This is a genomic window from Methylonatrum kenyense, assembly GCF_023195885.1.
Classification (GTDB): Bacteria; Pseudomonadota; Gammaproteobacteria; order Nitrococcales; family Aquisalimonadaceae; genus Methylonatrum; species Methylonatrum kenyense.
The window spans coordinates 179,148-203,823 of sequence record NZ_JALPKO010000004.1; the positions used below are offsets into that span (position 1 = coordinate 179,148).

The 24,676-nt window shown below is 63.7% G+C and carries 23 protein-coding genes and 1 pseudogene; 15 read left to right on the plus strand and 9 right to left on the minus strand.

Going from position 1 to position 24,676, the window contains the following annotated elements:
• Positions 1-112: 112 nt before the first annotated feature.
• The gene (locus M0534_RS06850) at positions 113-2,083 is read left to right on the plus strand and encodes a sigma-54-dependent Fis family transcriptional regulator (protein WP_248567669.1); all 1,971 of its coding nucleotides are present in this window, start codon (positions 113-115) and stop codon (positions 2,081-2,083) included.
• 37 nt (positions 2,084-2,120) lie between these two features.
• Here M0534_RS06850 and M0534_RS06855 read toward each other — a convergent pair whose 3' ends face one another.
• From M0534_RS06855 to M0534_RS06865, 3 genes are read right to left on the minus strand one after another with little or no spacing between them, the layout of a single operon-like run.
• Positions 2,121-2,570 (minus strand): cupin domain-containing protein, encoded by a 450-nt coding sequence (locus M0534_RS06855; RefSeq protein ID WP_248567670.1) that lies wholly within the window; start codon positions 2,568-2,570, stop codon positions 2,121-2,123.
• A 24-nt stretch (positions 2,571-2,594) separates the two neighbouring features.
• Positions 2,595-3,698 carry a RuBisCO large subunit C-terminal-like domain-containing protein gene (locus M0534_RS06860; RefSeq protein ID WP_248567671.1) on the minus strand — a complete coding sequence of 368 codons (1,104 nt, stop codon included), beginning with the start codon at positions 3,696-3,698 and terminating at the stop codon, positions 2,595-2,597.
• A gap of 25 nt (positions 3,699-3,723) precedes the next feature.
• On the minus strand, positions 3,724-3,942 hold the full coding sequence (locus M0534_RS06865) for a hypothetical protein (RefSeq protein WP_248567672.1): 219 nt from the start codon (positions 3,940-3,942) through the stop codon (positions 3,724-3,726).
• 119 nt (positions 3,943-4,061) lie between these two features.
• Between M0534_RS06865 and rraA the strand changes: the two genes are divergently transcribed.
• Entirely contained in the window at positions 4,062-4,553 is a 492-nt protein-coding gene (gene rraA, locus M0534_RS06870) for a ribonuclease E activity regulator RraA (protein ID WP_248567673.1), read from the plus strand.
• A 19-nt stretch (positions 4,554-4,572) separates the two neighbouring features.
• Complete coding sequence (locus tag M0534_RS06875) at positions 4,573-4,992, plus strand: RNA-binding S4 domain-containing protein (protein ID WP_248567674.1); 420 nt, start codon at positions 4,573-4,575, stop codon at positions 4,990-4,992.
• A gap of 114 nt (positions 4,993-5,106) precedes the next feature.
• Here the strand turns inward: M0534_RS06875 and M0534_RS06880 are convergent, their stop codons facing one another.
• Positions 5,107-8,181 (minus strand): error-prone DNA polymerase, encoded by a 3,075-nt coding sequence (locus tag M0534_RS06880; protein ID WP_248567769.1) that lies wholly within the window; start codon positions 8,179-8,181, stop codon positions 5,107-5,109.
• A gap of 503 nt (positions 8,182-8,684) precedes the next feature.
• Here M0534_RS06880 and M0534_RS06885 point away from each other — a divergent pair.
• Positions 8,685-9,146, plus strand: coding sequence for an FxsA family protein (locus M0534_RS06885; protein WP_248567675.1), 462 nt, complete (start codon positions 8,685-8,687; stop codon positions 9,144-9,146).
• Positions 9,147-9,155: 9 nt separating this feature from the next.
• Here the strand turns inward: M0534_RS06885 and M0534_RS06890 are convergent, their stop codons facing one another.
• Entirely contained in the window at positions 9,156-9,392 is a 237-nt protein-coding gene (locus M0534_RS06890; RefSeq protein WP_248567676.1) for a YdeI/OmpD-associated family protein, read from the minus strand.
• Positions 9,393-9,517: 125 nt separating this feature from the next.
• On the minus strand, positions 9,518-11,029 hold the full coding sequence (locus tag M0534_RS06895; protein WP_248567677.1) for an AbgT family transporter: 1,512 nt from the start codon (positions 11,027-11,029) through the stop codon (positions 9,518-9,520).
• Positions 11,030-11,413: 384 nt separating this feature from the next.
• Between M0534_RS06895 and M0534_RS06900 the strand changes: the two genes are divergently transcribed.
• The 4 genes from M0534_RS06900 (at position 11,414) to M0534_RS06915 (ending at position 13,560) form a co-directional block, all read left to right on the plus strand.
• Complete coding sequence (locus M0534_RS06900) at positions 11,414-12,301, plus strand: hypothetical protein (protein WP_248567678.1); 888 nt, start codon at positions 11,414-11,416, stop codon at positions 12,299-12,301.
• Between the two features lie 168 nt (positions 12,302-12,469).
• A complete protein-coding gene (locus M0534_RS06905) occupies positions 12,470-12,838 on the plus strand; it encodes a glycine zipper domain-containing protein (protein WP_248567679.1) in 369 nt (122 codons plus the stop codon).
• 95 nt (positions 12,839-12,933) lie between these two features.
• A complete protein-coding gene (locus tag M0534_RS06910; protein WP_248567680.1) occupies positions 12,934-13,164 on the plus strand; it encodes a hypothetical protein in 231 nt (76 codons plus the stop codon).
• A gap of 9 nt (positions 13,165-13,173) precedes the next feature.
• Positions 13,174-13,560 carry a hypothetical protein gene (locus tag M0534_RS06915; protein ID WP_248567681.1) on the plus strand — a complete coding sequence of 129 codons (387 nt, stop codon included), beginning with the start codon at positions 13,174-13,176 and terminating at the stop codon, positions 13,558-13,560.
• Between the two features lie 278 nt (positions 13,561-13,838).
• Here the strand turns inward: M0534_RS06915 and M0534_RS06920 are convergent, their stop codons facing one another.
• Positions 13,839-14,996, minus strand: coding sequence for a ChaN family lipoprotein (locus tag M0534_RS06920; protein ID WP_248567682.1), 1,158 nt, complete (start codon positions 14,994-14,996; stop codon positions 13,839-13,841).
• Between the two features lie 180 nt (positions 14,997-15,176).
• Here M0534_RS06920 and M0534_RS06925 point away from each other — a divergent pair, with 180 nt between their 5' ends.
• A complete protein-coding gene (locus M0534_RS06925) occupies positions 15,177-15,788 on the plus strand; it encodes a hypothetical protein (RefSeq protein ID WP_248567683.1) in 612 nt (203 codons plus the stop codon).
• A gap of 76 nt (positions 15,789-15,864) precedes the next feature.
• Here M0534_RS06925 and M0534_RS06930 read toward each other — a convergent pair whose 3' ends face one another.
• Positions 15,865-17,184, minus strand: coding sequence for a DcaP family trimeric outer membrane transporter (locus M0534_RS06930; RefSeq protein WP_248567684.1), 1,320 nt, complete (start codon positions 17,182-17,184; stop codon positions 15,865-15,867).
• 703 nt (positions 17,185-17,887) lie between these two features.
• The gene (locus M0534_RS06935) at positions 17,888-18,250 is read right to left on the minus strand and encodes a phasin family protein (protein ID WP_248567685.1); all 363 of its coding nucleotides are present in this window, start codon (positions 18,248-18,250) and stop codon (positions 17,888-17,890) included.
• A gap of 132 nt (positions 18,251-18,382) precedes the next feature.
• Between M0534_RS06935 and M0534_RS06940 the strand changes: the two genes are divergently transcribed.
• From M0534_RS06940 to M0534_RS06965, 6 genes and pseudogenes are all read left to right on the plus strand, one after another.
• The gene (locus tag M0534_RS06940; protein WP_248567686.1) at positions 18,383-20,200 is read left to right on the plus strand and encodes a lytic transglycosylase domain-containing protein; all 1,818 of its coding nucleotides are present in this window, start codon (positions 18,383-18,385) and stop codon (positions 20,198-20,200) included.
• Between the two features lie 12 nt (positions 20,201-20,212).
• Positions 20,213-20,662, plus strand: coding sequence for a PH domain-containing protein (locus M0534_RS06945; RefSeq protein ID WP_248567687.1), 450 nt, complete (start codon positions 20,213-20,215; stop codon positions 20,660-20,662).
• 111 nt (positions 20,663-20,773) lie between these two features.
• The gene (ilvD, locus tag M0534_RS06950) at positions 20,774-22,456 is read left to right on the plus strand and encodes a dihydroxy-acid dehydratase (protein ID WP_248567688.1); all 1,683 of its coding nucleotides are present in this window, start codon (positions 20,774-20,776) and stop codon (positions 22,454-22,456) included.
• Between the two features lie 527 nt (positions 22,457-22,983).
• Positions 22,984-23,583 carry a hypothetical protein gene (locus M0534_RS06955; RefSeq protein WP_248567689.1) on the plus strand — a complete coding sequence of 200 codons (600 nt, stop codon included), beginning with the start codon at positions 22,984-22,986 and terminating at the stop codon, positions 23,581-23,583.
• Positions 23,584-23,611: 28 nt separating this feature from the next.
• On the plus strand, positions 23,612-23,965 hold the full coding sequence (locus tag M0534_RS06960; protein ID WP_248567690.1) for a hypothetical protein: 354 nt from the start codon (positions 23,612-23,614) through the stop codon (positions 23,963-23,965).
• Between the two features lie 208 nt (positions 23,966-24,173).
• Positions 24,174-24,506: pseudogene (locus M0534_RS06965) on the plus strand (transposase); the annotation flags it as partial.
• Between the last annotated feature and the right edge of the window lie 170 nt (positions 24,507-24,676).

Genomic DNA, 24,676 nt, shown 5'->3' on the forward strand with positions numbered 1-24,676 from the left:
TGCTGCCGGATGCGTCTGGCGCGGTGGCGCCGGGCGCCGCAAGCATGATTATCGGGGCGCTGTGAGTGACAATCAGCCGACGGCCCGCGAAGAACGGGCTGCAGGAGGAGCCATGGCCCGCACTGACGGAGCCGGACAACTCGAAGCGCCGTTAAACCGCGCCGCTGCGCCGAACCAACGGCGCGAGGACGGCCTCAGAATCATTCGCCGCTCCTGGGAGCGCTGCAATGCCGAGTACGGCATCGACCGGGTCGCCAATCACCCGCCGGCAGTTGTCGACAGCCCGCATCTGGTGGAGTCCAAGGACCAGTACGGTGAACTGGTGCAGGTGGCGCGGACCGAGATGCAGAGCCTGTACCAGCAGATTGCCGGTTCGGGCTATGCGCTGCTGCTGACCGACGCCTGCGGGATGATCCTGGAATACGTCGGCGAGGACAACCTGAAGGGCATGTTCCGTGATGCCGGCCTGCTGCATGGCGCGATCTGGGACGAGGCCCATGAGGGCACCAACGGCATCGGTACCTGCATCGCCGAGAGTCGACCCGTCAATGTCTTTCGCGACCAGCATTTCCGTGCCCGGCACCAGCCACTGAGTTGCTCCGGTGCCCCGATCTGGGATCCCGAGGGCAAGCTGCTGGCGGTGCTGGATGCGTCGACGGTCAGTGCCTCCGATACGCCCCAGAGCCAGTTGCACACACTGGCGCTGGTGACGATGTCCGCCCAGCTGATCTCCAAAACGCGTTTTACCAGCAGTTTCAGGGATGCGCTGATCCTGCGCTTTCACAGCCGCCCGGAATATGTCGGTCTGATCAATGACGGCGCCCTCGCCGTCTCGGGCGACGGGCGAATCATCGCCGCGGATCACAACGCCGTCGGCTATCTCGGGGCGCGTGACAGGGTCGAGATTGTCGGCCGGCGGATCAGCGATGTGCTGGATATCCAGCCGACAACACTGCGCGAACGCGCCAGTCGGCCGTCGATGCCGTACTGGCCGGTGTACGGGAAGGGTGGCGGTGCCCGGTTCTATGCCACGGTGCTGAGTCCGGCGCGCGATGGTCTTCCCGGCGACCGCCTGCTCGCTCGCGAGCAGCGGCCGGTTTCGCGGGCGCAGCAGCGCCGCTTTCCGGCGGACCTGTCCTGCCTGGCGGGGCAGGATCCAACCATGCAGGAGAACATCGATTGCGCCCAGCGGGTCATGGACCGGGACATTCCGATCCTGCTCATCGGCGAGACAGGCACCGGCAAGGAATTGTTCGCTCGTGCGGTGCATGAGGCCAGCAGCAGATCGCAACGGCGCTTCGTGGCGGTCAACTGTGCCGCCATCCCGGAAAGCCTGATCGAAAGCGAGTTGTTCGGTTACAAGCCCGGCGCATTTACCGGGGCCCAGCGGGGCGGCAACAAGGGCCGCGTGCTGGAGGCCGATGGCGGCACGCTGTTCCTTGACGAGATCGGCGACATGCCGCTGGAACTCCAGACGCGGCTGTTGCGCGTGCTGGAGGAGCAGGAGGTCGTACCCCTGGGTGGTGGTGAGCCGCTGCCGGTGGAGATCAGCCTGGTCAGCGCCACCAACTCCGACCTGGAAGGTAAGGTGGCCAGCGGCGCATTCCGCGAGGACCTGTACTACCGCCTGAACGGCATCTGCCTGCAGCTGCCGGCGCTGCGCGAGCGGCATGACATGGCGGAAATCATCCATAACGTACTCGAGCATGAACTCGACAGCCGCGAGATCACGATCAGCCCGGAGGCCTTCAGTTGTCTGATGGCCTATCACTGGCCCGGCAACCTGCGGCAATTGCGCAACGTGCTGCGCACGGCACTTGCCCTGTGTCGTGATGGCGTGATTCGTCGCGAGCAGCTAAGCCGCGAACTGCGGGCGCTGCAAGTCGATGCGCGGCCGGAGGCCGACAACGCCGATGGCGCCACTTCGACGCCGGGCAGGCTGGACGCGGCCGAACGTGCAGCATTGCTGGCGGAGCTCAATCGCCAGGACTGGAATGTCACGCGCACGGCCGCCGAACTCGACATGAGCCGCAACACCCTGTACCGCAAGATGCGCAAGCACGGCATATCGCCGCCGGCCTGAAGCGCGGGGATCGATCAGCGTCTTTCCAGGGGGGTTCCTAAATCTTCAGCCGCCGTCCCACGGCGTCGTTCTCGCGCAGCCGTGCAACTGATTCGTCATCCGGAATCTGTGGCCGGTCACGCTCCCGATCGACAATGCACAGAAACCCCAGCGGTTCATCGCCCAGCGGGTGAAACTGGTGCACGGTGTGCGAGGAGATATAGACGCAGTCGTGTAGCTCGATGGGTTCCACGCGGTCCTGCAGGATGACTTCGCCGCGGCCCCGGATCACCACCACCGCGTGGGGGTGTTCGTGGTGTTCCAGCGAGGAATAGCCGCCGGGCTGCACCTCGAAATAGCGCGTGATGAAATTCAGGCGCGACTCGTCTGAGCCCTCGCCCAGCAGGGTCTGGCGCGTGATATCCCGAAAGCCGGTGCCCTCGGTCTTGTATTGCTTCAGGTCCACCGAATCCCAGCGGTAGTCCCGCGCCCGAATCACCTTTGCCATGCAATACACCTTCCTGCCGTCGTGTCAGCGCCCAAGGGTTGCGAGCAGCCGCCGTGTGGCGCCACGCAGGTCATCCTGCTGGTACAGGCTGCCGCCGATCAGCACCATGGTATCGACCCCGTACTGGTCGATCCAATGCGCTGCCCGGGCCATGTCCATGCCGCCGCCGGGTGCGGGCATCGCGCCACACAAACGGCCCAGCGGCCGCCGCAGGGCATGGTTGATGGCTTCACAGGTGGCGAGACTGAAACCGAAGCGACCGCCGGTATTCGGATAGATCACCGCATCGGCACCGGCGACACGAAACAGGTCGCCCAGCAGTACCTCCGGCTGCAGCCCGTGGTCTGTCCCGAAGTAACTGCCCGTCATCGCCGGATGCGCCAGCACGGCCAGGCCGAATTCATCGCGGGCAAGACGCATGCTGTCCAGCCCGCACAGCCAGGGTGACAGCAGCACGCCGCGGCAGCCGGCATTGCGGGCCATCGCCATGCGTTCCAGCAACTCGCCGGGTCCGGCGGTGACGTTCGGAAAATACAGGCTGCGGCCGGCCTGCTGCGCGTTCATCTGCTCGACGGCCCGCTGGCAGGCAAGCATCCGGTCACGAAAGCGCGCCGAGGGCTGGTTTGCCAGACCGTGATCATCCTTGATGATATCGACGCCGCCGGCGGCAAAGGCACGGGTGATTTCCGCCAGGGTGCTCGCATCGGAGCCCATCGGTTTCAGCGCGGTACAACTCAGCGGCTGGTCCGGCGACAATTGCAACAGGGCGCGCAGGCCGGCGATGCCGTGGCCGGGGCCACCAAAATGATCCAGCAGCGTCTCCGGCCAGTCGATACCGGTGATCAGGATGCCGGCCTTCATCGAGATATTGCCGAACAGCATGTTGAGCAACTGGGTCAGCTCACCACCGCACAGCTCGGCGGCGTAGGCGATGGATGCATTCCAGGTGTGTTCGCCGGTCTGCCGCAGGTCGACCACCTGGCCGACGTGGCGTTCCAGCAAGGGCTCCGGGATGCAGCGCGCCGGAAGCTCGGCGGTCTGTTCCAGGGCGATGCCGCGGGCCTTGTCCGCGCCGTTTTCGCCGGCGGCCAGGGTCAACCGGTAATGAACCCGCAGGGCATTGTCCATGGTTGCGGCGCTCCAGGGCCTGTGTTCAGAGGTGGTGAACGGCGCGCAGCGCGGCAATGGGGGAACCGATCACCAGGATGGCCAGCAGCAGGAAGGCGAGAAACATCGCCCACGGCGGCAGTTGCGGCCAGATGTGCGTGAAAAACCAGTAAAGCGCGGCAATATAGCCGCCAACGACCGCGCTGCCTACCAGCACGGCAATGATCAGCCGTCGTCGCAGGTCGCTGTTCGGCGCGTCAGACATGGTTTTGCACCGCATCGGCTTGTAACGTTACGTCAACGCGGATCGTTTCCCACACGGCTGACAGGGCCGCGCGGCACGACAGCTGATTTGGCATTCCGCATCGTCCTGGAGGAAGGTTCATGCCCGAGTTGCGTACAACGGATCTGTGTGACGCTCATGGTAATGCGGTTCGCATTATCGCGCCCATGTTTCAGGATTATGGTGGCCGGCGCCTGTTCAACGGTCCGGTGAGTACCGTGCAGACCTTCGAGGACAATTCCCGCGTCCGCGAGGCGCTGTCCGAGCCTGGTGACGGGCGGGTGCTGGTTGTGGACGGCGGTGGTTCCATGCGCTGCGCGCTGCTGGGTGACAACCTCGCCCGCATGGGACATGACAATGGCTGGGCCGGAGTCGTGGTCTACGGCTGCGTGCGGGATGCCGCCGAACTGGCTGCCATTCCATTGCCGGTCAAGGGCCTGAATACCCATCCACGGCGTAGCGAGAAGCGGGGTGAGGGTGAGCGCGATGTGCCGGTGAGCTTCGGCGGTATCAGCATTCGGCCGGGCGAATATCTCTATGCGGATGAGGATGGCGTCATCGTTGCGGCCGAGCCTCTGGATCTGCCCGGCTGAGTGGGGTGGACGCCGTGGAATGACGTGGTTGGGTGGTGAGCAGGCGGATATGAGCGAGACAGGCGTACGTGTGGATCGCTGGCTGTGGGCGGCGCGGTTCTTCAAGACCCGGCGGCTTGCGGTTGAAGCGATCAACGGCGGCAAGGTGGAGTTGAACGACGCGCGGGCCAAGCCCGCGAAGACGGTGCGTCCCGGGGATGAGCTGCGCATCCGCAAGGATGCCTTCGAATTCCATGTGCAGGTGCTGGATGTGGCCGAGCAGCGCGGCCCGGCAAAGATCGCGCAGACACTGTACGAGGAGTTCGCCGACAGCATCGAGCGGCGTGAAGCACTGCGCGTGCAGCTCCGCACCCAGTCCGCCGCCTTTCCACAGCCCAGGGGTCGCCCCGACAAGCACAGCCGACGTGAACTGGCACGGTTCAAGAAGGGAGAGGTCTGAGGGAAAAGTGAGAAGTGTTCAGTGTTCAGTTTTCCGACAGACATCCGGCTTCCGGATAGGCATTGCAGATCTGCACCGTCTGAACACTGAAAACTGAACCACTGAACACTTCCCCTACCTGAAATCCCTCGACCGGGTCTGCAGTCGCCCGAGCAGTTCCGAATGATCCTCCAGTTTTCCCGCCACCAGATGACAGACCTCGCCGCGGCGTTCCCAGGTGCCGCTGACACCCAGCAGGCTGGCGCCGAGCAGGATGCGGCGCTGGGCCTCGGCGGTGCGTTTCCAGACCACCAGATTGATGTGCCCGGTTTCGTCCTCCAGGGTGACGAAGGTCACGCCGCCGGCGGATCCCGGGCGTTGCCGGTTGATCACCAGGCCGGCGGTGCGCACCAGCCGGCCATGTTCCATGGCCTGCAGATCGCTCGCACAGAGTAGCCGCCGGCGGCGCAATGTCCGCCGCAGCAGGGCCAGCGGGTGTGCCTCCAGGCTGAGGCCCAGGCTGGCATAGTCGGCCACCACGTTATCGCCGGTACTCGGCGGCGCCAGGGCCGGCTCATGCACCTGCTGGCTGCTTGCGGCCAGCAACGGCAGATCCGGTTCGATGGCCAGTACCTGCCAGCAGGACTGCCGCCGATCCGCTGCCAGGGAGTGCAGCGCGCCAGCCTCGCTCAGTGCCTGCAGATCGCGTCGCGACAGTTGGCTGCGGTGTGCCAGATCGCCGATGCCGTAAAATGTTGCCTGTTCGCGCGCATCGATCAGCGCCCGGATGCCCTCGGCGGACAGTCCCTTGACCCTGTTCAGTCCGAGCCTGAGCGCCGGATTGCGGTTGTTGTCGCCGGCCTGTTCCAGGCTGCAGTCGGCCCGGCTGTGCAACACATCCACCGGCAGCACGGTGACGCCATGCTGGCGCGCGTCCCGCACCAGTTGCGCCGGGGCGTAGAAGCCCATCGGCTGGCTGTTGAGCAGGGCGCAGCAGAAGGCCGCCGGGTAGTGGTGCTTGAGCCAGGCGGAAACCCAGACCAGCTTGGCGAAACTGGCGGCATGGGACTCGGGAAAGCCGTAACTGCCGAAACCGCGGATCTGGCGGAAGATCTGATCGGCAAAGGCCCGGCTGTATCCACGCTCGGCCATGCCCTGGCGCAGACGTTGTTCGAAGTGCTCCAGCCCGCCCTTCATTTTCCAGGCCGCCATGGAGCGGCGCAGGTGATCCGCCTCGTCGGCGCTGAAGCCGGCGGCGGCCTGGGCCAGTTGCATCACCTGTTCCTGGAAGATCGGTACGCCCAGGGTTCGCTTGAGGACATGCTGCACCTCGTCGCTGGGGTAACTGATCGGTTCGAGTCCATCCCGTCGCCGCAGATAGGGATGCACCATGTCGCCCTGGATCGGGCCGGGACGCACGATGGCAACCTGGATCACCAGGTCATAGAAACGGCAGGGCCTGAGTCGTGGCAGCATGGCCATCTGGGCGCGGGACTCCACCTGGAATACACCCATGGAATCGCCGCGCTGGAGCATGCGGTAGACGGCCTCGTCCTGTTGCGGGATGTCGGCTATTGTCAGGTGTCGACCGTGGTGTTCCGCCAGCAGGTCCAGGGTCCGGTGGATGGCGCTCAGCATGCCCAGCGCCAGTACATCCACCTTGAGCAGCCCGAGCGCCTCCAGGTCATCCTTGTCCCACTGGATTACCGTGCGCTTGGCCATGCCGGCGTTTTCCACCGGCACCAGTTCGCTTAGCGGGCCGCGGGAGATCACGAAGCCGCCGACATGCTGGGACAGGTGGCGAGGGAAGCCGACCAGCTCACGCACCAGGGTTAGCAGGCGATGCACCACCGGGGCTTGCGGATCGAGGCCGGCTTCGCGCACCCGCTCCGGATCGATGCCCTTGTCATCCCACCAGTTCAGGTTGCCGCTCAGGCGTTCGATCTGGTCCTCCGCCAGGTCCAACGCCCGCCCCATGTCGCGGATCGCGCTGCGCGGCCGGTAGCTGATCACGGTGGCGGCCAGGGCGGCGCGCTGGCGGCCGTACTTGCGATAGATGTACTGGATGACCTCTTCACGCCGCTGGTGTTCGAAATCGACATCGATGTCCGGCGGTTCGTCGCGTGCACGGGAGATGAAGCGCTCGAACAGCAACTGGCTGGTGGCCGGGTCGACCTCGGTAATGCCAAGGCAGTAGCAGACTGCCGAGTTGGCGGCGGAACCGCGTCCCTGGCAGAGGATGTCCCTGCTGCGGGCATAGCGAACAATGTCGTGCACGGTCAGGAAGTAGGCCTCGTAACGCAGTTCCGCGATCAGGTTCAGTTCCCGCGCGAGTTGCTGCCGGACCACTGCAGGCGCGCCTTCCGGCCAGCGCCAGCGTGCCCCCGCCTGCACCAGGCAACGCAGATGGGCGTCGGCGGTCATGCCGGCGGGGACCAGTTCCTCGGGATACTCGTAGCGCAGTTCGTCCAGCCGGAACCGGCAGCGCTCGGCGATCCGCAAGGTCTCCTGCAGCAGGCTGGCGGGATAGAGGCCGCGCAGGTGCCTCAGGCTGCGCAGGTGGCGTTCACCATTGGACTGCAATTGCAGGCCCAACGCCGTCAGTGGCTTGCGCAGGCGGACGGCGCTCAGGCTGTCCTGCAGGGCGCGTCGTCCGCGACGGTGCATGTGGACATCGCCGGCAGCAACCAGCGGCAAGTCCAGTTCTTCGGCCAGTTGCTGCAGATGTTGCAAGTGGCCCGCGTCGTCAGGGCCATGAAAGCATTCGACGGCGATCCAGCCACGACCGCGAAAATGCCGCGCGAACCAGTCGGCGCTCGCGTGATCGGGTGTCGACCCCGGAACCAGCAGTGCCAGGCAGGCGGGTACCGCCTGTTCCAGATCATCCCGGAACACGCGGTAGCGCCCCTTGTCGGCGCGGGTGCGTGCCCGGGTGATCAGCGCACAAAGCTGACCGTAGGCGGCCCGGTCCGGCGCCAGCAGGACCAGGGTCGGTCCGTCGGTCAGCCGCAACTCGCTGCCGACAATCAGTTTCAGCCCGGTTTCCCGTGCCGCCCGCCAGGCCCGTACGACCCCGGCCAGCGAACATTCGTCGGTCAGCGCCAGGGCCTGATAGCCCAGGGCATGGGCCCGCCTGACCAGCTCACCCGGATGGGAGGCGCCGCGCAGGAAGGTGAAGTTGCTCAGGCAATGGAGTTCCGCATAGGACATGCGAATACTGTACAAATAAACAGTATTCCTGCACAGGGCTGGCAGCCTGGCAGGGCCAGTGGAAGCTTTCGGCCGGCCCTGTTGAACCGGAGGTTCGTCAGGCCGGGCGAAACCTTGCATTGGCCCAACACTCCGGAGATGGCAACGGCGGCCCGTGCCGGGTGAGGACAAGTTTTTCCCCGGACTGACGTGCCTTCGGCCCAACAGGTCCGGGTAAAAATTCTCCTCCCCCGGCACTCAGCGGCGACCGGCATGGTGGTGGTCGTCCGCAAAGCCATCGGCCGGGCGGTTTGGCGCGAGCGAAGCAACACAGTCTGCAGCCTGGTAGGGACAGTGGAAGCTTTCGGCTGGCCCTGTTGAACCGGAGGTTCGTCAGGCCAGGCGAAACCTTGCGCTGGCCCAACCCACTCGGGATGGCACCAGGCCCCGTCCAGATTACCCTTGTAAGCCCGCCGCCTCGCCCGCATGGTATGAGGCACACCAAACACCGTGGACGCTCCGCCATGCCCCTGCTGATCCTGCTAACCGTGCTGGTCGTCGTGCCGCTGACCGAGATCTACATCCTGATCGCGGTGGGCACGCAGATCGGCGCTCTCAGTACCATTGCCCTGTGTCTGTTGACTGCCGCCATCGGAGCTGCGCTGCTGCAGCGTCAGGGCCTGCAGACGATGCAACGGGCGCGGGACAATCTTGATCGCGGGCGTGTGCCGGCGATGGAGATGCTGGAAGGCGTGGCCCTGGCCATCGGTGGCGTGTTGCTGCTGACCCCGGGCTTCGTGACCGACGCCATCGGCCTTGCCTGCCTGATTCCGTTCACCCGCAGACTGATGGTGCTGGGCCTGATGCAGCGGGTGCGCGTGGTGCATGGTCCGATTCAGGGTCAGTCACGGCCGGGAGCGGGTCAGGGGTCCGAGGCGGAGGGTCGGCAGACCATCGAGGGCGAGTTCAAGCGGCGCGATCCTTAAGCCGCCGGATCAGTCCAGATCGTCCGCGTGCTGTGTCTTGCGGAGGTCGTTCAGCATATGATTCAGCCGCCGCTCCTGGGTGGCGCGCCGCTTGGCACTGCTGATCCACCAGATGTAGTCCCGCTGCTGTTCCAGCGAGCAGGCACGGTAGGCGTCCATCAGTTTTTGCCGCTCCAGCGCGGTACGCACGAAGTTCGGCATCGATTGCCGCTGCTGCCTGTCCAGTTCGTCAGAGCCGGATACCATGCCAACCCCTCCCCCAGCGACACGCGCTCCGGGCGTTCGGCAGGATGGATCTGCCGCCAGACCGATTTCTTCCAGGCGCCCTGACTCGATCCCGCAGCGGGACGCCTGGCCACAAGTATAGGAAATCAGGGATAGCTGATGCCGCCGCCCGGCCCCAGCGGCAGACCCGTCGCCGCCCAAACCGCCAGCAGCAGGCTCCAGAACACGGCGAAGCCGATGGCGTAGGGCAGCATCAGGGCCAGCAGGGTGCCGATTCCGGCATTGCGCTGCCAGCGCTGGGCAAAGGCGAGAATGATGACCCAGTACGGATTCAGCGGCGTGATCACGTTGCTGACCGAGTCTCCCACCCGGTAGGCAGCCTGGGTCAGTTCCGGGCTCAGGCCGGCCTGCATCAGCATGGGCACGAACACCGGCGCCAGCAGCGCGTACTTGGCCGAGGCGGACCCCATCAGCAGATTGGCCAGGATCACCAGGGTGATGAAGGCGGTCACCAGGACCGGCGCGGGTGCCGCGAGGGCGGCCAGCAGTTCACCACCGTGGATCGCCAGTAGGAGTCCGAGTTGACTGTAGCGGAAGGCCTCGATGAATTGCGCGGCAACGAAGGCCAGGACGATGTACGGGGCCAGCCCGCGCACCGTGTCACTGAGCATCTCGGCGATGTCGCGGTCGTTGCGAACGGTGCCCGCCCCGATACCGTAGGCCAGGCCGGTTCCGAGAAAGGTCAGGAACAGGATCGGTACCATGACCTCGATCCAGCGGGCGAACTGTTCACCATCACCGTGCAGTGGTGCGCCGGGGACCAGGATCAGCAGTGCCAGGACGAACAGCGTGACCAGTAGCGTCAGTCCGGCGGCGCGCAGGCCGCGGACCGGCTTGTCGCCGGTGCCGGATGTCTGTTCTGCGGGTGCGGCCTGGTCGTTCACGGTGTGTTGCTGGCGCGGTTCGACGAAACGCGCGGTGAGCCACCAGCCAACCAGGGTCAGCACGACCGCCGAGACGGCGGCGAAATACCAGTTCGCGGTGACGGCCACCTGCCATTCGGGGGCAATGATCCGGGCGGCACTCTGGCTCAGGCCGGCCAGCAACGGATCCAGCGCGGTGAGGACGATATTGGCGCTGTAGCCCGCCGAAACCCCGGCAAAGGCGGCGGCAAGCCCCACCAGGGGCGGCCGGCCCGCCATGTAGTACAGGGCCGCGGCCAGCGGCGGCAGGACCACGTATCCGGCATCCACGGTCAGCGAGGAACAGATGCCGAGAAACAGCACGGTGGGCGTCAGCAGTCGCTGTGGAGCACCGCGCAGACCGCGTTCGAGGACTGCTGCCAGCAGCCCGGAGCGTTCGGCCAGGCCGATGCCGAACATCGCCACCAGCACGATGCCGAGCGGCGGGAAGAGGACGAAATTCTCCACCATGTGCCGCAACAGCCACCAGCTGCCATCGGCCGAGAGCAGGCTCTGCACCTGCATGGTTTCGCCTTCCGGTGTGAGCGCAGACCAGTGCAGCCAGGCACCGATCTGTGACAGCAGCATCACCAGCAGCAGGGCGATCGCGAACAGGCTGACCGGTTCCGGCAGGCGGTTTCCCAGTCTTTCCAGGGTATCCAGCCAGCGATTTCCATGGTGCGGTATGTGGGTCATCGGCTTCATCACTGCATGTGCGAGGCGCGCCAGCCGCGCCGCCGCCATTCTGGTGTCAGGCGGCGCTCCGCCGCAATCGGGTTGATGGCCCCGCTGGTCGGGGCCGGGGTTGCGTGCTGCCTGTGAACCCGGGCCCGGAAACGCTGTCCGCAAGACACAGGCAAGGGCCGGCTGATTTGTCTTTGAGTCAGCGCCGTCCTGCCGGGAGGCATCGCCTGGTTTCGGCCCCGGATGGGGTTGCGATGACAGTCCGGTCGCTTAAGCTACCGAACCGGCAACGCGCCGTACCCGTGGAACAGACGGGCTCCGGGCGCCGACGTGGAAAGCGTCAGGATCTCCCTGGCCCGCCTACATTTTATTCAGCGACCAAAACGGGGTGACACCGTGCAGAATTCCAAGAGCTCACGCATGCGGACACTGATCTGCAGCATGACCGCCGCTCTCGCGATGGCCGTCCTGCCTTTGCAGGCGGACTGGCCGGAGCAGGTTCCGGAGGACGCCGACGGCCTGGAGGAGTTTATCAACGCCCGTTACGACGTGCTCGATGCCGAACTTGAAGCGGCAATGAACGTGGCGCGCGAGGACGGCAAGATCGACGTTTATGCGCTGGACGAAGTGCTTGTTTACAGCATGTCGTCTGACAGCAGCGACCAGACGTATGCCCAGTTCAACCAGCGGCTGCGCCAGGCTGCCGGCAACGACGAAATCGACAACGACACGCTTCAACGCCTTGAAGAACTGGCGTCCGAGCGCAAGGCGCAGCACGAGGAGATCGGCAACGATCTGGTGGCGGCCTTGATGCAGAAGATGGCGGAAACCGGTGCCGGTGAGAACCAGCAGGCGCAGGCCTGGCTGACGGTGTTCGCGCTGTTTGCGCTGGACTTCACCGAGGCGATGAAGGCACTGGACGAAACGGCGGTCCGTGCGGCAGTGACCGGAATCGAGGGCGATTTGCCGCCGCAGGTGCTTTCCGCAGCCCGTTCCGCGCCGGAAGACGAGACCCGCGAGACGGCTTTCCTGGAAGTCATGCAATCCAGTGCCGAGGCCGCCGATGAGGTCTGCATGCTGCCGGCGCAGGAAACCGTACCGTCCGGGCGCGAGGACACCGATCATCTGCGCGGCATGCTGGCCGAGCACTGCAAGATCATCATTGCCGGCATTGCCGTGGGTGACATGCCCAATGCCATGTTGAGCCTCTACCAGGCAGCAGGCTGGGACGAGACCATGGGTCCTGTCATGGACGAGTGGGTGGCCCGCCTCAACGACAATTAGTACCAGGCGAGCGCGGTCTCGATCCCGCGCCTGCTGTTTAGCGAAAACCGGCTGTCATCGTGGCAGCCGGTTTTTTTGACGGACGGTTTCCGGTTCAGTCGCCGTTCAGTTGCCCTCCGGCAAGCTCGATCCCGAGTCATGATTAACAGGCGCAAGGAGGGAAGAACCATGTTCCGCAATATGCTTCTTGGAATGATGCTGACGGCCTCTCTGGTGGCTCCGATGACGGCGAGCGCCTACGACCAGAGCACCCGGGCCGCGATCGGTGGCGGCATTGGCGGTGCACTGGGCGGCTATCTGGGTTCGGAACTTGGTGGTCGCGAGGGAGCGATTCTTGGTGGCGGCCTGGGCGGTGCCACCGGCTCGGCAATCAGTACGCGTGACGCCCGGGATCGGCGTTACCAGGAGCGCCGTTACGATGACCGCTATCATCGCGGTGGCCGTTACCAGGAAAACCATCATCATTACTATCAGCAGGGGCCGCGTGGCCGCTCGGGTTTCTGCCCGCCGGGACAGGCAAAGAAAGGTCGTTGCTGAGCAGGGGTTTTCGGAAGGCGAAAAAAGCCGGGCATCAGGCCCGGCTTTTTCTTTCAACGACTCTCTTGTCTCAATTACAAACCCGGCGGTGCGCCATGGCCCCCTTCCCCGGGAGTGCCACCCGCCCCGGGCGTACGTCCGGGATTCTGGCCGGGCAGCGGCTGAGCACCCTGTTGGCCGCCCTGGCCACCCGGTTGCTGTGGCTGCTGCTGTTCATCCGACGGCTGGTTCGGCATGACACTCGGTCCCGCCTGGTCGCCGCGCAACTGTTCGCCCGGCATCGGCTGCCGACCACGGCCTTCCCCGGTGGCGGTTTCCGGCCGTGACGGCGCCAATTGCGAATCATCCGGTCCCATTTCCGGCAACTGCTGTTCATCAGCAGCGGGGGCCCGTTCCTCGGCCGAGGCCGGCGGCCCTGCCGGCGCCTGCGGGCTCGGTTGAGCCGGTTCGCCAGGCTGTGCCGGCTGCGCCGGTTGATCCTGCCCCGGCACGGGCTGTGCGGGTTCCGCCGGCTGCGCCGGCTGCTGACCTGCCTGACCCGCCGCCGGCGGTTCCTGCGGAACGCCTGCTTCGGGCTGCTGGGGCTGGGCTTCGGGTTGCCGGCCCTGCGGTGGCGGGGCGGGCTGTGCCTCGCCGCCCGGTGCCGCCTCACCCGGTGTAGCCGGCGGCTCGGCCTGTGGCTGCATTTCCTGGCTGGTGCCCTGAGCCACTGGAAGCATTAGTAATGCCAGTCCCAGGGCGCCTGTGCGAAGTCGAATCATTCTGCGTCCCTCCTGGTAGGCCCGTGTATCGCGGCCAATCCCGGATTGCGTGTGGCACCATGCTACGGCATCGAGTTGTTATGAAAAACCGTTGCCGAACATGGCATGCGGTCAATGGGGGATTGCAAGTCGGTGATGGGTCGCAGGGTGTCACCATGGTAAACGCCGTGGCGTTTCAGGCGGATCATCGCCTTGGAACGGCGCACGCGAATAGTGCGTAGGCACCAGGGTGGGGCGGTTTAGAATTCCACCAGCAGGTCCCGCGGTTGGCCATTGCGCAGGATTTCCATGGCAAGCGCGCTGCCGGGGCGTTGCTGATCGAGTAGCGCCAGCAGGTCGTCGCGACTTGCCAGCGTTCGTCCACCGGCCTTCACCAGAATATCGTCCGCCCGGAGCCCGGCACGGTCCGCCGGGCCGTCGCTGCTGACTTCGGTCACCAGCAGGCCTTCGGCTTCCGCGCTGACAGAGGCCCCCAGCCGCGGTGGCGAGACCCTGCCGTCGTGACTACCGGTCGCGATGCCGAACAGGGCGTCGGCCGGGTACGGTGATTCCGCCAGACAGGCCTGGCCCTGCCGATGGGGTAGCAGGACCACAACCTGATCGATACCCAGGTCCTCGAGCTGATGCGGGATGCCATGCCCGTATTCGGCGTGGCCGCGACCGACGATACCGATCGCTGGCCCGTCGTGGCGTTTTGTGGCCTCGGCAAGCTTCTCGGCCATGGCGCGGTCCCAGACCGTCTGCGAGCGCACGAATTGATCCAGAAAGTCTTCCGGTTCGGCATCGTCGGGCAGGGGATGACTGGCAAGCACCTCCCGCATTTCATCGACATAGTCTGCTGGCGGCTCTGCCGCCGGACCGACGTGCTCGCGCTCGTCATCCGGCAAGGCCTCCCAGCCGCTGCGGCCGATTCGGCTGACAGTGTCCCGGTCCACGTTCAGCGCATAGCTCGGGATCCGGTGCATGCGGGCGAACTGGAACAGCGGCATGTAGAGGGACGAGGCGTGTCCCCAGACTTCGAACCAGTTGCTCTCCTTTAGCAGTTCCTCCTCGTCGAGTTCGCCGCGGATCCAGGCATCCAGGCTCGCCTGACTGCGTCGCGGCAACATCTCGAAACCAATGCTCATCTCCGGGTGGCGGCCATGCAGGGCCGCCAGCAGGTGCAACTGCCAGCGATGATCCTGGATCCGGTCATGCGTTTCACCGAGCAGAATCACCTGCGCCGAATGGTAACGGTCCAGCAAGTCGCTGGTGCTGAACTGGCCGTTCTCGCCGGCCACCGCCCAGGTACCCGGATCCGGGCAGACCCCCTCGGTGCCTGTCCAGGCGGGAAATACGACAAGCAACAGGCAGAGCAGCAGGGGGCGGGCAGGGTGAACGGAGCATTGCATCGTCATGGGCAGGTTCCCGTGTTGTTCCTGCTTGTCCTTTGCGACCGCTGGGTGCCGTCGACGTGCTTGTGGGGGTCGGCGGAAACATGCTGCTATGATTCGCCGCCATAAAAATGCTTTTGGGTGTCCGCGCCTGCGCCGGAGTCGCCACGCCCCCGGTTCAATTACACGCTTCCTGGAACAAGAATGAAAATCCGTCCGCTTTTGTCTTCTCTGTTGTTGGGCATTGCCCTGGTCCTGCCGACCCAGTCCGCCATAGCCGATTCCGGTTCGTCCCACGAATGGGCCGGGCCGGATCGCGAGCGCTGGGTGTTCGCCTATGCCGGTCGGCTGAGCCGCGACCGCATGGTGCGTATCCTGACCCGGCTTGAAGCCTCGTTCGAGGACTCGGAATACTATTCCGGTGGTTTCGGCTGGCATCTTGGCACCAGTTGGGAGCACCTGCGCTGGGAGGCGGAGGTGCAGGCCGGGCGCCACAGCGGTGACCAGGATCACTGGGAATTCGTCGGTGTCATCGTCGCCCGCTGGACCAGATTCCCCTGGGACAACTACCTGGACACCAGTTTCGCCTTCGGTGAGGGCCAGTCCTATGCCACCAATTCACCGGTTTCCGAGCAGCGCAAGGGCACCCAGCGGCTGCTGAACTACCTGCTGGTCGAGGTCAGCGTCACCGTGCCCGGGACGCAGAATTTCGATGTGTTCACACGGCTGCATCACCGCTCCGCGGTGTTTGGCCTGTACGGCGGGGCCAGTGGCGGCTCCAATGTTGTCGGCATAGGCACGCGTTACCGATTCTGATTCTGGGGCGCCCTGGTTCGCGGATTAAAAAAAGGCGCCCGAAGGCGCCTTTTTCATGCGCTTCTGAAACCCGAGATCAGAAGCTGTACTTGGCCGAGACCTGCACCCGGTTCATGTCACCGGAGCCGACCCTGCCGGAGCGACCATCCGCACGGGCCACGCGGCCTTCGATGTTGCGCTCGGCCCAGAGATACTCGATGCCCACGTCCAGGTTCGAGATCGGCGAATGGATCAGGTTCACGTGTACCGACTGGATCGACTTGTTCGCCGCGTCAGGCGCGCTGCTCGGGTTGTCCGCCTCGACATAGCTGTAGATCAGGCTGCTACGGGTGCGGTCGGTCCACCAGCGCTGGTAACCAACGAAGCCGCCGGTGACGGTGACCAGATCCAGCCGGCCGTTCTCATCGACGAAGGCGTCGGGGAAGGCATTCAGCGAGATGTAACGGCCCAGGGCGTTGCCGACGTTGAACTGGAACTTGAGGGTGTCCTTGCCCACGGTCTTGACGTTGGCGCTCAGGCTGGCCGCGGCACCCCACTTGTCGTCGTCGATGTCGGCACCGGCGTCGGTGGAGCTGCTGCGATCGGCCCGGATGTTCCGCGCCATCACCGCCAGCGAGCCGTTGCCCCAGTCGCCGCTGGTGTTATAGCGGGCGACGATGTCCGGGAAGCGGTCATCACGGCCGGAGCGCAACGCGCCGCCTTCTGCAATCACAGCAGATTCCGTCACGATGGGGTTGCCGTCCTCGTCAATTCCGACAGAAGTTTGTGTTCCGAGGGCGTCTTCGGCAACGAGAGTCGTGAACGGCTGCTCGAGGGCAAACATCATGTTGTTGCCCATACCCATGTCGTGGGTGTAGCGCACCTGCAGGTTGCGGTTGAAGACGGTGCCCACCGGGCCAATGAAGTCCAGTGCCTCGGGCAGCGAGGACACATCGTAGAAGGTGCCCCAGGTCTGACCCACCAGCCAGGGGCCGACGGAGACAAACGCGTGGCGCAGGCGCGGCGTGGTGTTGCCGACCAGCCGCGAGCGGGCCAGGTCGCGTTCTTCGAGGAAATCCATCTCGATGAAGGTGCGCACCTCGCCTAGCCGGCTTGGAGTGCTGGTGCCGAAGTTGATGCGCGACTCGCGGACGCTGTAGCGGGTCACGTTGTCTGCGTCCTGTGCGCCTTCCAGCGGAATCAGCGCCGGCACGAGGAAGGACTCATTGGCGTCGTTCAGCGCGCGGTTGGTGCGGTCGGTGAACATGGCGTCGGCCTTGACGTAGCCACCTATGGAGAAGGTGGTGTCGTTGAACGTGCCGAGTTCCACTGCGGCCGCGTTCTGCGCCATCATCAAGCCTGCCACCAGGCCGAGTGCGGTCCCGGCAGTTTTTCCAGTCAGGATTTTTCTGCTCACGGTTCTTCCTCCGTTATCTGAAATCGCGTGCCCGGGCGGCGAGGGGTAGCCGCGCAAGCTTCTTCTTGGTGCATCGCTGGCCTCGTTCCGTCGAATCCCTTGGTCTTCTGGTGTCTGCCCTGAGTGGCGACGGAGGAGGCCGTGACGGGACCTTTGATCAGGCACGGTCCCACGTACGCATTGCATTTCGCTTGTTCCGGCGTTGCCTCCAATCGTTTGTTGGAGTTTCGCGACACCTGCGTCAGTGTCGGCCGGGTTTGTTGGTGAAATGCAACGACACTGGAAAGATCGCCGCTATCCGGCATTTTGTCAATTTTTCGAAGATGTTTTTCTCGGCTGTATGCCGCGTCAAATAAGGAAAAATGCCTATTTGTTATGAAAGGAAAAATTAAAAATTAACAGAACAAATGAAAGCCGTTGGGGGTTTTTCGTTGTTTTTTCACAACGCATATGAGGCCGTGCGGGTCTTTGCGGACCGGGCAGGCAAGCAGCCTCGCTGCTTTCCGAGGCATTTCCTGGCGGTGTCCCGGAGCGGTGCAGCCCGATGCCGGGATTTACTGAGGAATGGCTCCAATCAGGCGTAGGAACCGTGATCGGGGCGGGTGTTACCAAATAACCCAGGCTTCCGGGGTGATTGTTTTCCTGGCGGGAACCGACAAAAAAGCCGGCCCGCGGGCCGGCTTCGGATTTCCTGGGGGTCGGATCAGGCAGCGCGGTCGATGGCCTTGCTGACCGTCTCGATCTGTTCGCGGCTCAGCTTGCTGGTCTGTTCCGCGTAGTCACGGCCGAAGCCCAGCAGGGTCTGGACGTCGTCGCCAACCCGCTTGCCAACGGTCTGCACGGCATCGCCGCGCCCACCCAACCACTTCTGCAGGCTCTGCGGGCTGTCGATGGCAGCCGCTTCCTTGGCATAACCGACGCCCATCAGGATGTAGTCCCGGGCCACTTCGGTCTGGAAGGCCGATACTTTCTGGGCGTGATCCAGTGCCAGTTCGGCAAACTTGCGGGCCGGGCCGGTCAACTGCTCGAGCTGCTGTTCAAACATCTTGTTCACATCGGTGCTCATCTGATACCTCCTTGCGGTATCGGTGAATGATGCGTTGCAGCATAGCGCATCGATTGCTGCGATGCAACATTTCTTTTCGTCGAGCGGCGGGCGGCGCATACTGCGGTTGCGTCCTCATGGAATCTCCGGCCCATGCGATTGTTTCGAACCTCGGTTGCCGCCATCTGCCTGTCGCTGTTCGCCACCGTGATCACGGCGGAAGAGACACTGACCGTACCCCTGGACCTGAGCCCGCCGATGCTGGAGAAACTGCTGGCGCGGGATCTGGGCATGGATGCGTCCGGCCAGGTAACGCTGCGCCAGGACGGCTGCAACTGGACCCGGCTCTCCGACATGCAACTGACGCCGGGGGAAGGCGGTTTGCAGGCCAGCTTCGCGACCCGGGCGCGGATCGGAACCGAGGTCTTCGGACGCTGCATCGGCAACGGCGAGTGGCATGGCCGGGTGCAGGTCGACCTGGAACCGGCGGTTGTCGAGGCCGGACTCGCGGTTGCCTTCCGGCCCAGTCGCACCGAGCTCCGGCGCCCGGACGGTACCGACACCTTACTGACCCGGACAGCGAGTTATCTGGTGGACTCGCTGGTGGTGCCAAGACTTGGCCAGCTGCGTATCGACCTGCGTCCATCACTGGACGCGCTGGACCGCTTGCTGGCCGACCTCAGCGCCGGCGTTGATCAGGAGTCGCTTGTCGATCGTGCCCGTCTGGCGGATGTCCAGCTCCATGACGACGGGCTAGAGGCTTCGCTGGCACTGCGCGTTCGGCCGCCTGCCGGGGCCATCGCCGAACCGCCGCTGGATGAAGAGGAGTTGCTCGAATGGCAGCGGCTCGAAGACGAGCTGGATGGATTCCTCACGGTGGTGATCCTGTATTTCGCCTCGTTCGTCGAGCAGCCCGCCATGCAACGGGATCTGTTCGCGGTGCTGCTGGATTCCCGCCACGCCATCGCCGAGGCCCTGGTCGGCGAGGATGACGGGTCGGAACCGGATCCGGTCCGCAATTTGTTCGTCGGCAGCTGGGATCGCCTGCGTCCCCATCTGCTGGCGATGGAAGACGCGGGTCTGCTACCCGACGACGAGTTGCGCATTGCCGCGTTCATGGCCGGCAGTGACGCCATCCGGGCGCTGGATGCGCTGGGTCCGGAGTATGGCTTCGAAATCACTCGCGACGGATTGCGGCGCCTGGCGCGACTGCTGCTGGCCGACGAGGCGCCGGCACGATTCACGCCGCTTCCGCTGGACGTCGACCCGCAGATGCGACGGCTGTTTCCGCCGCTCCGCGATATTCCTCTGGATGACGAGTCCGCTTCGTCCTCATGGCCACGCCTGCAGCTGATTCGCACCGCTGTCGCGGCGGACCGCTCGGCCGCCGAGGCCCTGCGTGGCCGCGTGGCAAGGCTCTCGGAACTGGATGAGTACCTGGGTCTGGTGGCGACGTTGCTGGATGAAGAGGCCCAGCGTCGGATCGGCGGCGGCAGCCGCATCCCGCCGGTGTTCCGTCACATGATCGATCCGTTGATACGGGCCACGGCCTGGAAGGAGTCCTGCTGGCGGCAGTACACCGGCTCACCGGAAAACCCACGGGTGATGACTTCCCCGGTGGGCGCACTGGGCATGATGCAGGTCCATGCCCGGGTCTGGCGGGGCCTTTACGACGTGAATCGCCTGGCGAACGATGTTGCCTACAACGTCAGCGCCGGAGCCGACATCCTGGATTATTACTTCGTCGATTACGCCCTGCGCCGGGAAGAGCATCTGCAGCCCGGCGGCATGACCAACCTGGTGCGTGCCACCTACGCTGCCTACAACGGCGGCCCCGGACATCTCGGTCGGTATCGCCGGGAGGGTACGGCGGCCAGCCTGCGGGCCATCGACCGGGATTTCTGGCACCACTACCAGGTGATGCGCCGTGACAAGTGGCCCGATGTGGCAAGCTGTTACGCGGTTAACTAAGCGAGGAATCCCATGCGTTATTCGGACCGCCCGGCCTGGCGCGGGCAATGGATGCTGATGATCGTCGTCGCCTTCCTGCTGCTGCTGGCCCTGGCGACGACTCCCGGATTTGGCGGCGAACCGGGGGAGCGGATTCTGGCGGCCGGCCTCTGGCTGGCCATGCTGGGCAGCCTGCTGCTGTTGTTGTATCGCCACTACGCCTGGAAGTACGAGATCGACGACAGCCGCGTGTCCCGGCATTACGGGATTGTCTCGCGGAATCAGCAAAGCGTCCGCATTCGGGATATCCGCAGCGTCGAACTGAATCAGACCCTGTTCCAGCGGATCTTCAATATCGGCGATTTGCTGTTCTACTCGGCCGGGTCGGCGGCGGCAGAGGTTGAATTCCGCGGCGTGCGCGACCCGTCCGGCGTACGTGACCAGGTGGATCGTGCCATGGACAGCCAGACCGGCGAGGCCTGACGCCGCCGGGAACGATGTATTTCGCACATTTCGACCCGTTCAGCCTCTGCGGGTATCATTGCCGGCTGGCCGCGGCGTAGCGCCGCAATTCAGTGACGAGAGCAGCACATCATGGGTAACGACAAGAAACGGCAGTACTCCAGTCAACTGGTGGATGGACCGCGCAAGGCCCCGGGGCGGGCCATGTTGCGTGCCGTCGGTTTCGGCGATGACGACTTCAAGAAGATGCAGGTGGGTATTGCCTCCACCTGGAGCATGGTCACGCCGTGCAATATGCACATCAACAAACTGGCGGATATTGCCGCGGCCGGCGTCGATGAAGCCGGCGGCAAGGGCGTGATCTTCAACACCATCACTATCTCGGACGGCATTTCCAATGGCGCCGAGGCGATGAAGTATTCGCTGGTCTCGCGCGAGGTGATTGCCGACTCCATCGAGACCGTGGCCGGTTGCCAGGGTTTCGATGGGCTGGTGGCCATCGGTGGCTGCGACAAGAACATGCCTGGTTGCCTGATCGCCCTGGCACGGCTGAACCGGCCTGCGGTGTTCGTCTACGGTGGCACGATTCGCCCGGGTGCGAATCGCACCGACATCGTCTCGGTGTTCGAGGCGGTGGGCGCGCATGCCAAGGGCAGCATCTCCGAGGTGCAACTTGGCGAGGTGGAGCGCACGGCGATCCCGGGGCCGGGTTCCTGTGGCGGTATGTACACGGCCAACACCATGGCCTCGGCCATCGAGGCGCTGGGCATGAGCCTGCCCGGCAGCTCGGCCCAGGATGCGATCAGCGAGGCCAAGGCCGAGGATTGCCGGCGCGCCGGCGCAGCGGTACTTGCGCTGGCCGACAAGGGCATCCTGCCGCGCGACATCATGACCCGCGAGGCCTTCGAGAACGCCATTACCGTGGTCATCGCGCTGGGCGGCTCGACCAATGCCGTACTGCATCTGCTGGCCATGGCGGACACCGCTGGCGTGCCGCTGTCGCTGAATGATTTCGTGGAAATCGGCAAGCGCGTGCCGGTCCTCGCGGACCTGCGGCCGAGCGGCCGCTACATGATGTCGGAGCTGGTGGCCATTGGCGGCATTCAGCCGATGATGAAGATGCTGCTCGACGCCGGCCTGCTGCACGGCAGCTGCATGACCGTGACCGGTGCAACCCTGGCCGAGAACCTGGCCGCCGTCGCGCCCTATGGCCCCGATCAGGACATCATTCGCCCCCTGGACAAGCCGATCAAGGCGGAAAGCCATCTGCGCATCCTGCGCGGCAATCTGGCGCCGGACGGCGCGGTGGCCAAGATCACCGGCAAGGAGGGCACGCAATTCTCGGGCAGTGCCCGGGTGTTCCATTCCGAGGAGCAGGCACTGGATGCCATCCTCGATGGCACCGTGGTTGCGGGCGATGTGATCGTGATTCGTTACGAAGGACCGAAGGGCGGTCCCGGCATGCGCGAGATGCTGGCGCCAACCTCCGCGATCATGGGCCGTGGTCTGGGCCAGGATGTGGCTTTGATCACCGACGGTCGCTTCTCAGGCGGCAGCCACGGTTTCGTGGTCGGTCATATCAGCCCGGAGGCGATGGACGGCGGCCCGCTGGCGCTGGTGGAAGACGGCGACCGGATCACCATCGATGCCGAGCAGGACCAGATCGTGTTGCATGTCGATGATGCGGAGCTGCAGCGCCGCCGCGACGCCTGGGTTGCGCCGGAGCCGCGCTACCCTCGTGGCGTGCTGGCCAAGTATGCCCGCACGGTTACGTCCGCCTCGCTTGGGGCGATCACCGACGCGCCCGACGATTGATCGTCCGGGGGCGGCGTACTGATCCATGCATAGTGGCGACCACAGAGTGCTGGGAGCGTCCGCTTTCCTTTGTCGCCATATTGTAGAAATCTACAAATACGCCGAAATCGGAAAAACGGGAGGTTAAGCGATTACGTGGCCCAAGACTTTCATGAGGTTTTTGAGCACATGGAAGGATGTTCGACCCGGGCGCCCGCCCGGCCGCGTTCTGCGGCAACGCCTTGCGCTTGTTCCGCGACGTGCATCGGCAACATTCTGGCCAGTCAGATCGGTGGGCGGCCACGCCCTTCGCCACTGGGGTAGGAACAGTTGAGTTCCGTGAGCAGTGCATCCCACGGTGTCACCGCTCCGGGCCGGATATTCCACTAAATCGGAGACGCTCAATTGCATAGGTGGAACGCTCTCGGTTTTCTGTCATAGTCATGATATCTCAACTCGGGACAGGAAGTTCAACCGCAAGGCCGAAATAAATCAGCATTTCCCTAATGGCGAGCCTTATGCTAGATAATGCCAAAGGAGATTAGTCGATGGGCGAATTGTTCGTGATTGCATTTGTCCTCGGTATGTTAGTGCTTGCCGTTTTGGGACTTGTTGGGCTAGCGAACCCAGGTTGGGTAGGTCTGAAGGGGCGCCTGCAATCTTCTCTAGTGTACTTCGGTTCAGCGATTTTTTGTTTTTTTTTCGCCGTCACCTTGATTCCAGATTCTTCCAAAGAATTACACAGTGCGGAAAGTCTGGCACAAGAGAGTTCTAATGATGGGGAAGTGGCAGACGATACCGAAAATGTCGAGTACGTCGCACTTAGGAAACTAATCTCAAATTTTTCTGACTTAACAGAGGCGCAGAGGGGTCGTTGGAGGGAAGGTAATGATTGGGGGCATTGGGTTTATGGGGTATGCGTTATTTCGGAAGTCTCCAACACCAGCTGGGTGTCCGAGATATCAGACGCCGCTTTTGAGGTTACATGTGAATTGCCTGACGGTAATCGCGCAATTCTTTTCTATGATGACGCAAGAGAAGAGAAGGTTATGGGTTTCAGTCGGGGAGATGTTTTAGATTTTCGCGGAAGACTGAAAACAATAAGGTATTGGGGGTTTTGGTCCAGCGGTTACGTTCAAGTCGATTGACACCGTTTCGAAAATAAGGAGTAATAAAATGAGAAAGGCAGGCGGAATTATCGCTCTCATAGCTGGTATTTTTGGAATATTTGCAGCATTTACAACGCTCTTCGTTGGAGGCATGGGTAGCGCTTTTGAGGCTGAAGGTGCCGCCACTGTGGTTGGGTTGGGATGGGGCGGGGTTATCTTCTCGTTTCTGGTCGTTATACTCGGTGCTGTTTGTATGGGCGCGAAGTCAAAGGCGCCTGGAGTGCTGCTGATTATTGCATCAATATTCGGTGCTGTACTCGGGGGCACATTGGTAGCGCTTTTCATGGTGCTTGCCCTTATTGGAGGCATCCTCGCGCTCTTTGAAAAGGGTCAAGAACAAACGAGTCCGGCGGCAGATTAGTCTAGCTACCGGGTCTCGTGTGATTGCGCACATGTCTGACGGGGAGATATGGATGGTTTTCTACCATAATTTCATGGCCTGCAGTCGTGTTGGCTGGTGTAGTGCTATCGGGTTCGCCCCCAGTTTTACGGACGCTTCCAAGAAGCCTTGGACTTCCCCCGGTGCAGAGGACACTCCGGCACTATGATTCGAGCATAGTAGGAAGTCCATGAGCACCCAACGTTACAGCCCCGAATTCAAGGAAGAGGCAGTCCGTCAGATTGTCGATCGCGGTTATTCCGTGGCCGACGTCTCCGAGCGGCTCGGTGTCTCGGCCCACAGCCTTTACAAGTGGGTCAGCGGTCAAGCCGGACCGCAGTGACCAACACGCGGCGGAGCTGATGGTGGCGAAGAGCGAGATCCTCAAGTTGTGCGCCCAGCTGCGGCGTACCGAGGAGGAGCGCGACATCCTAAAAAAGGCCGCTCGGTACTTTGCCAGGGACCCCGAGTAAAGTACCGGTTCATCAACGATCATCGTCATGAGCGCAAGGTCGCCACGATGATGCCGAAAAACCCCGTTTCAATTCCCATTCCCTGACTCCCTGATCCGTGCATTTTCGCTCCGGAACGATAGGTGACCCTTGAACAGCCCGCAAGGCGACGCCACCTCCCGACACTAGGAGTTGGAACGTTTTGTGCTCCTGCTCGTTGGACCGAATACCATGCGCAACT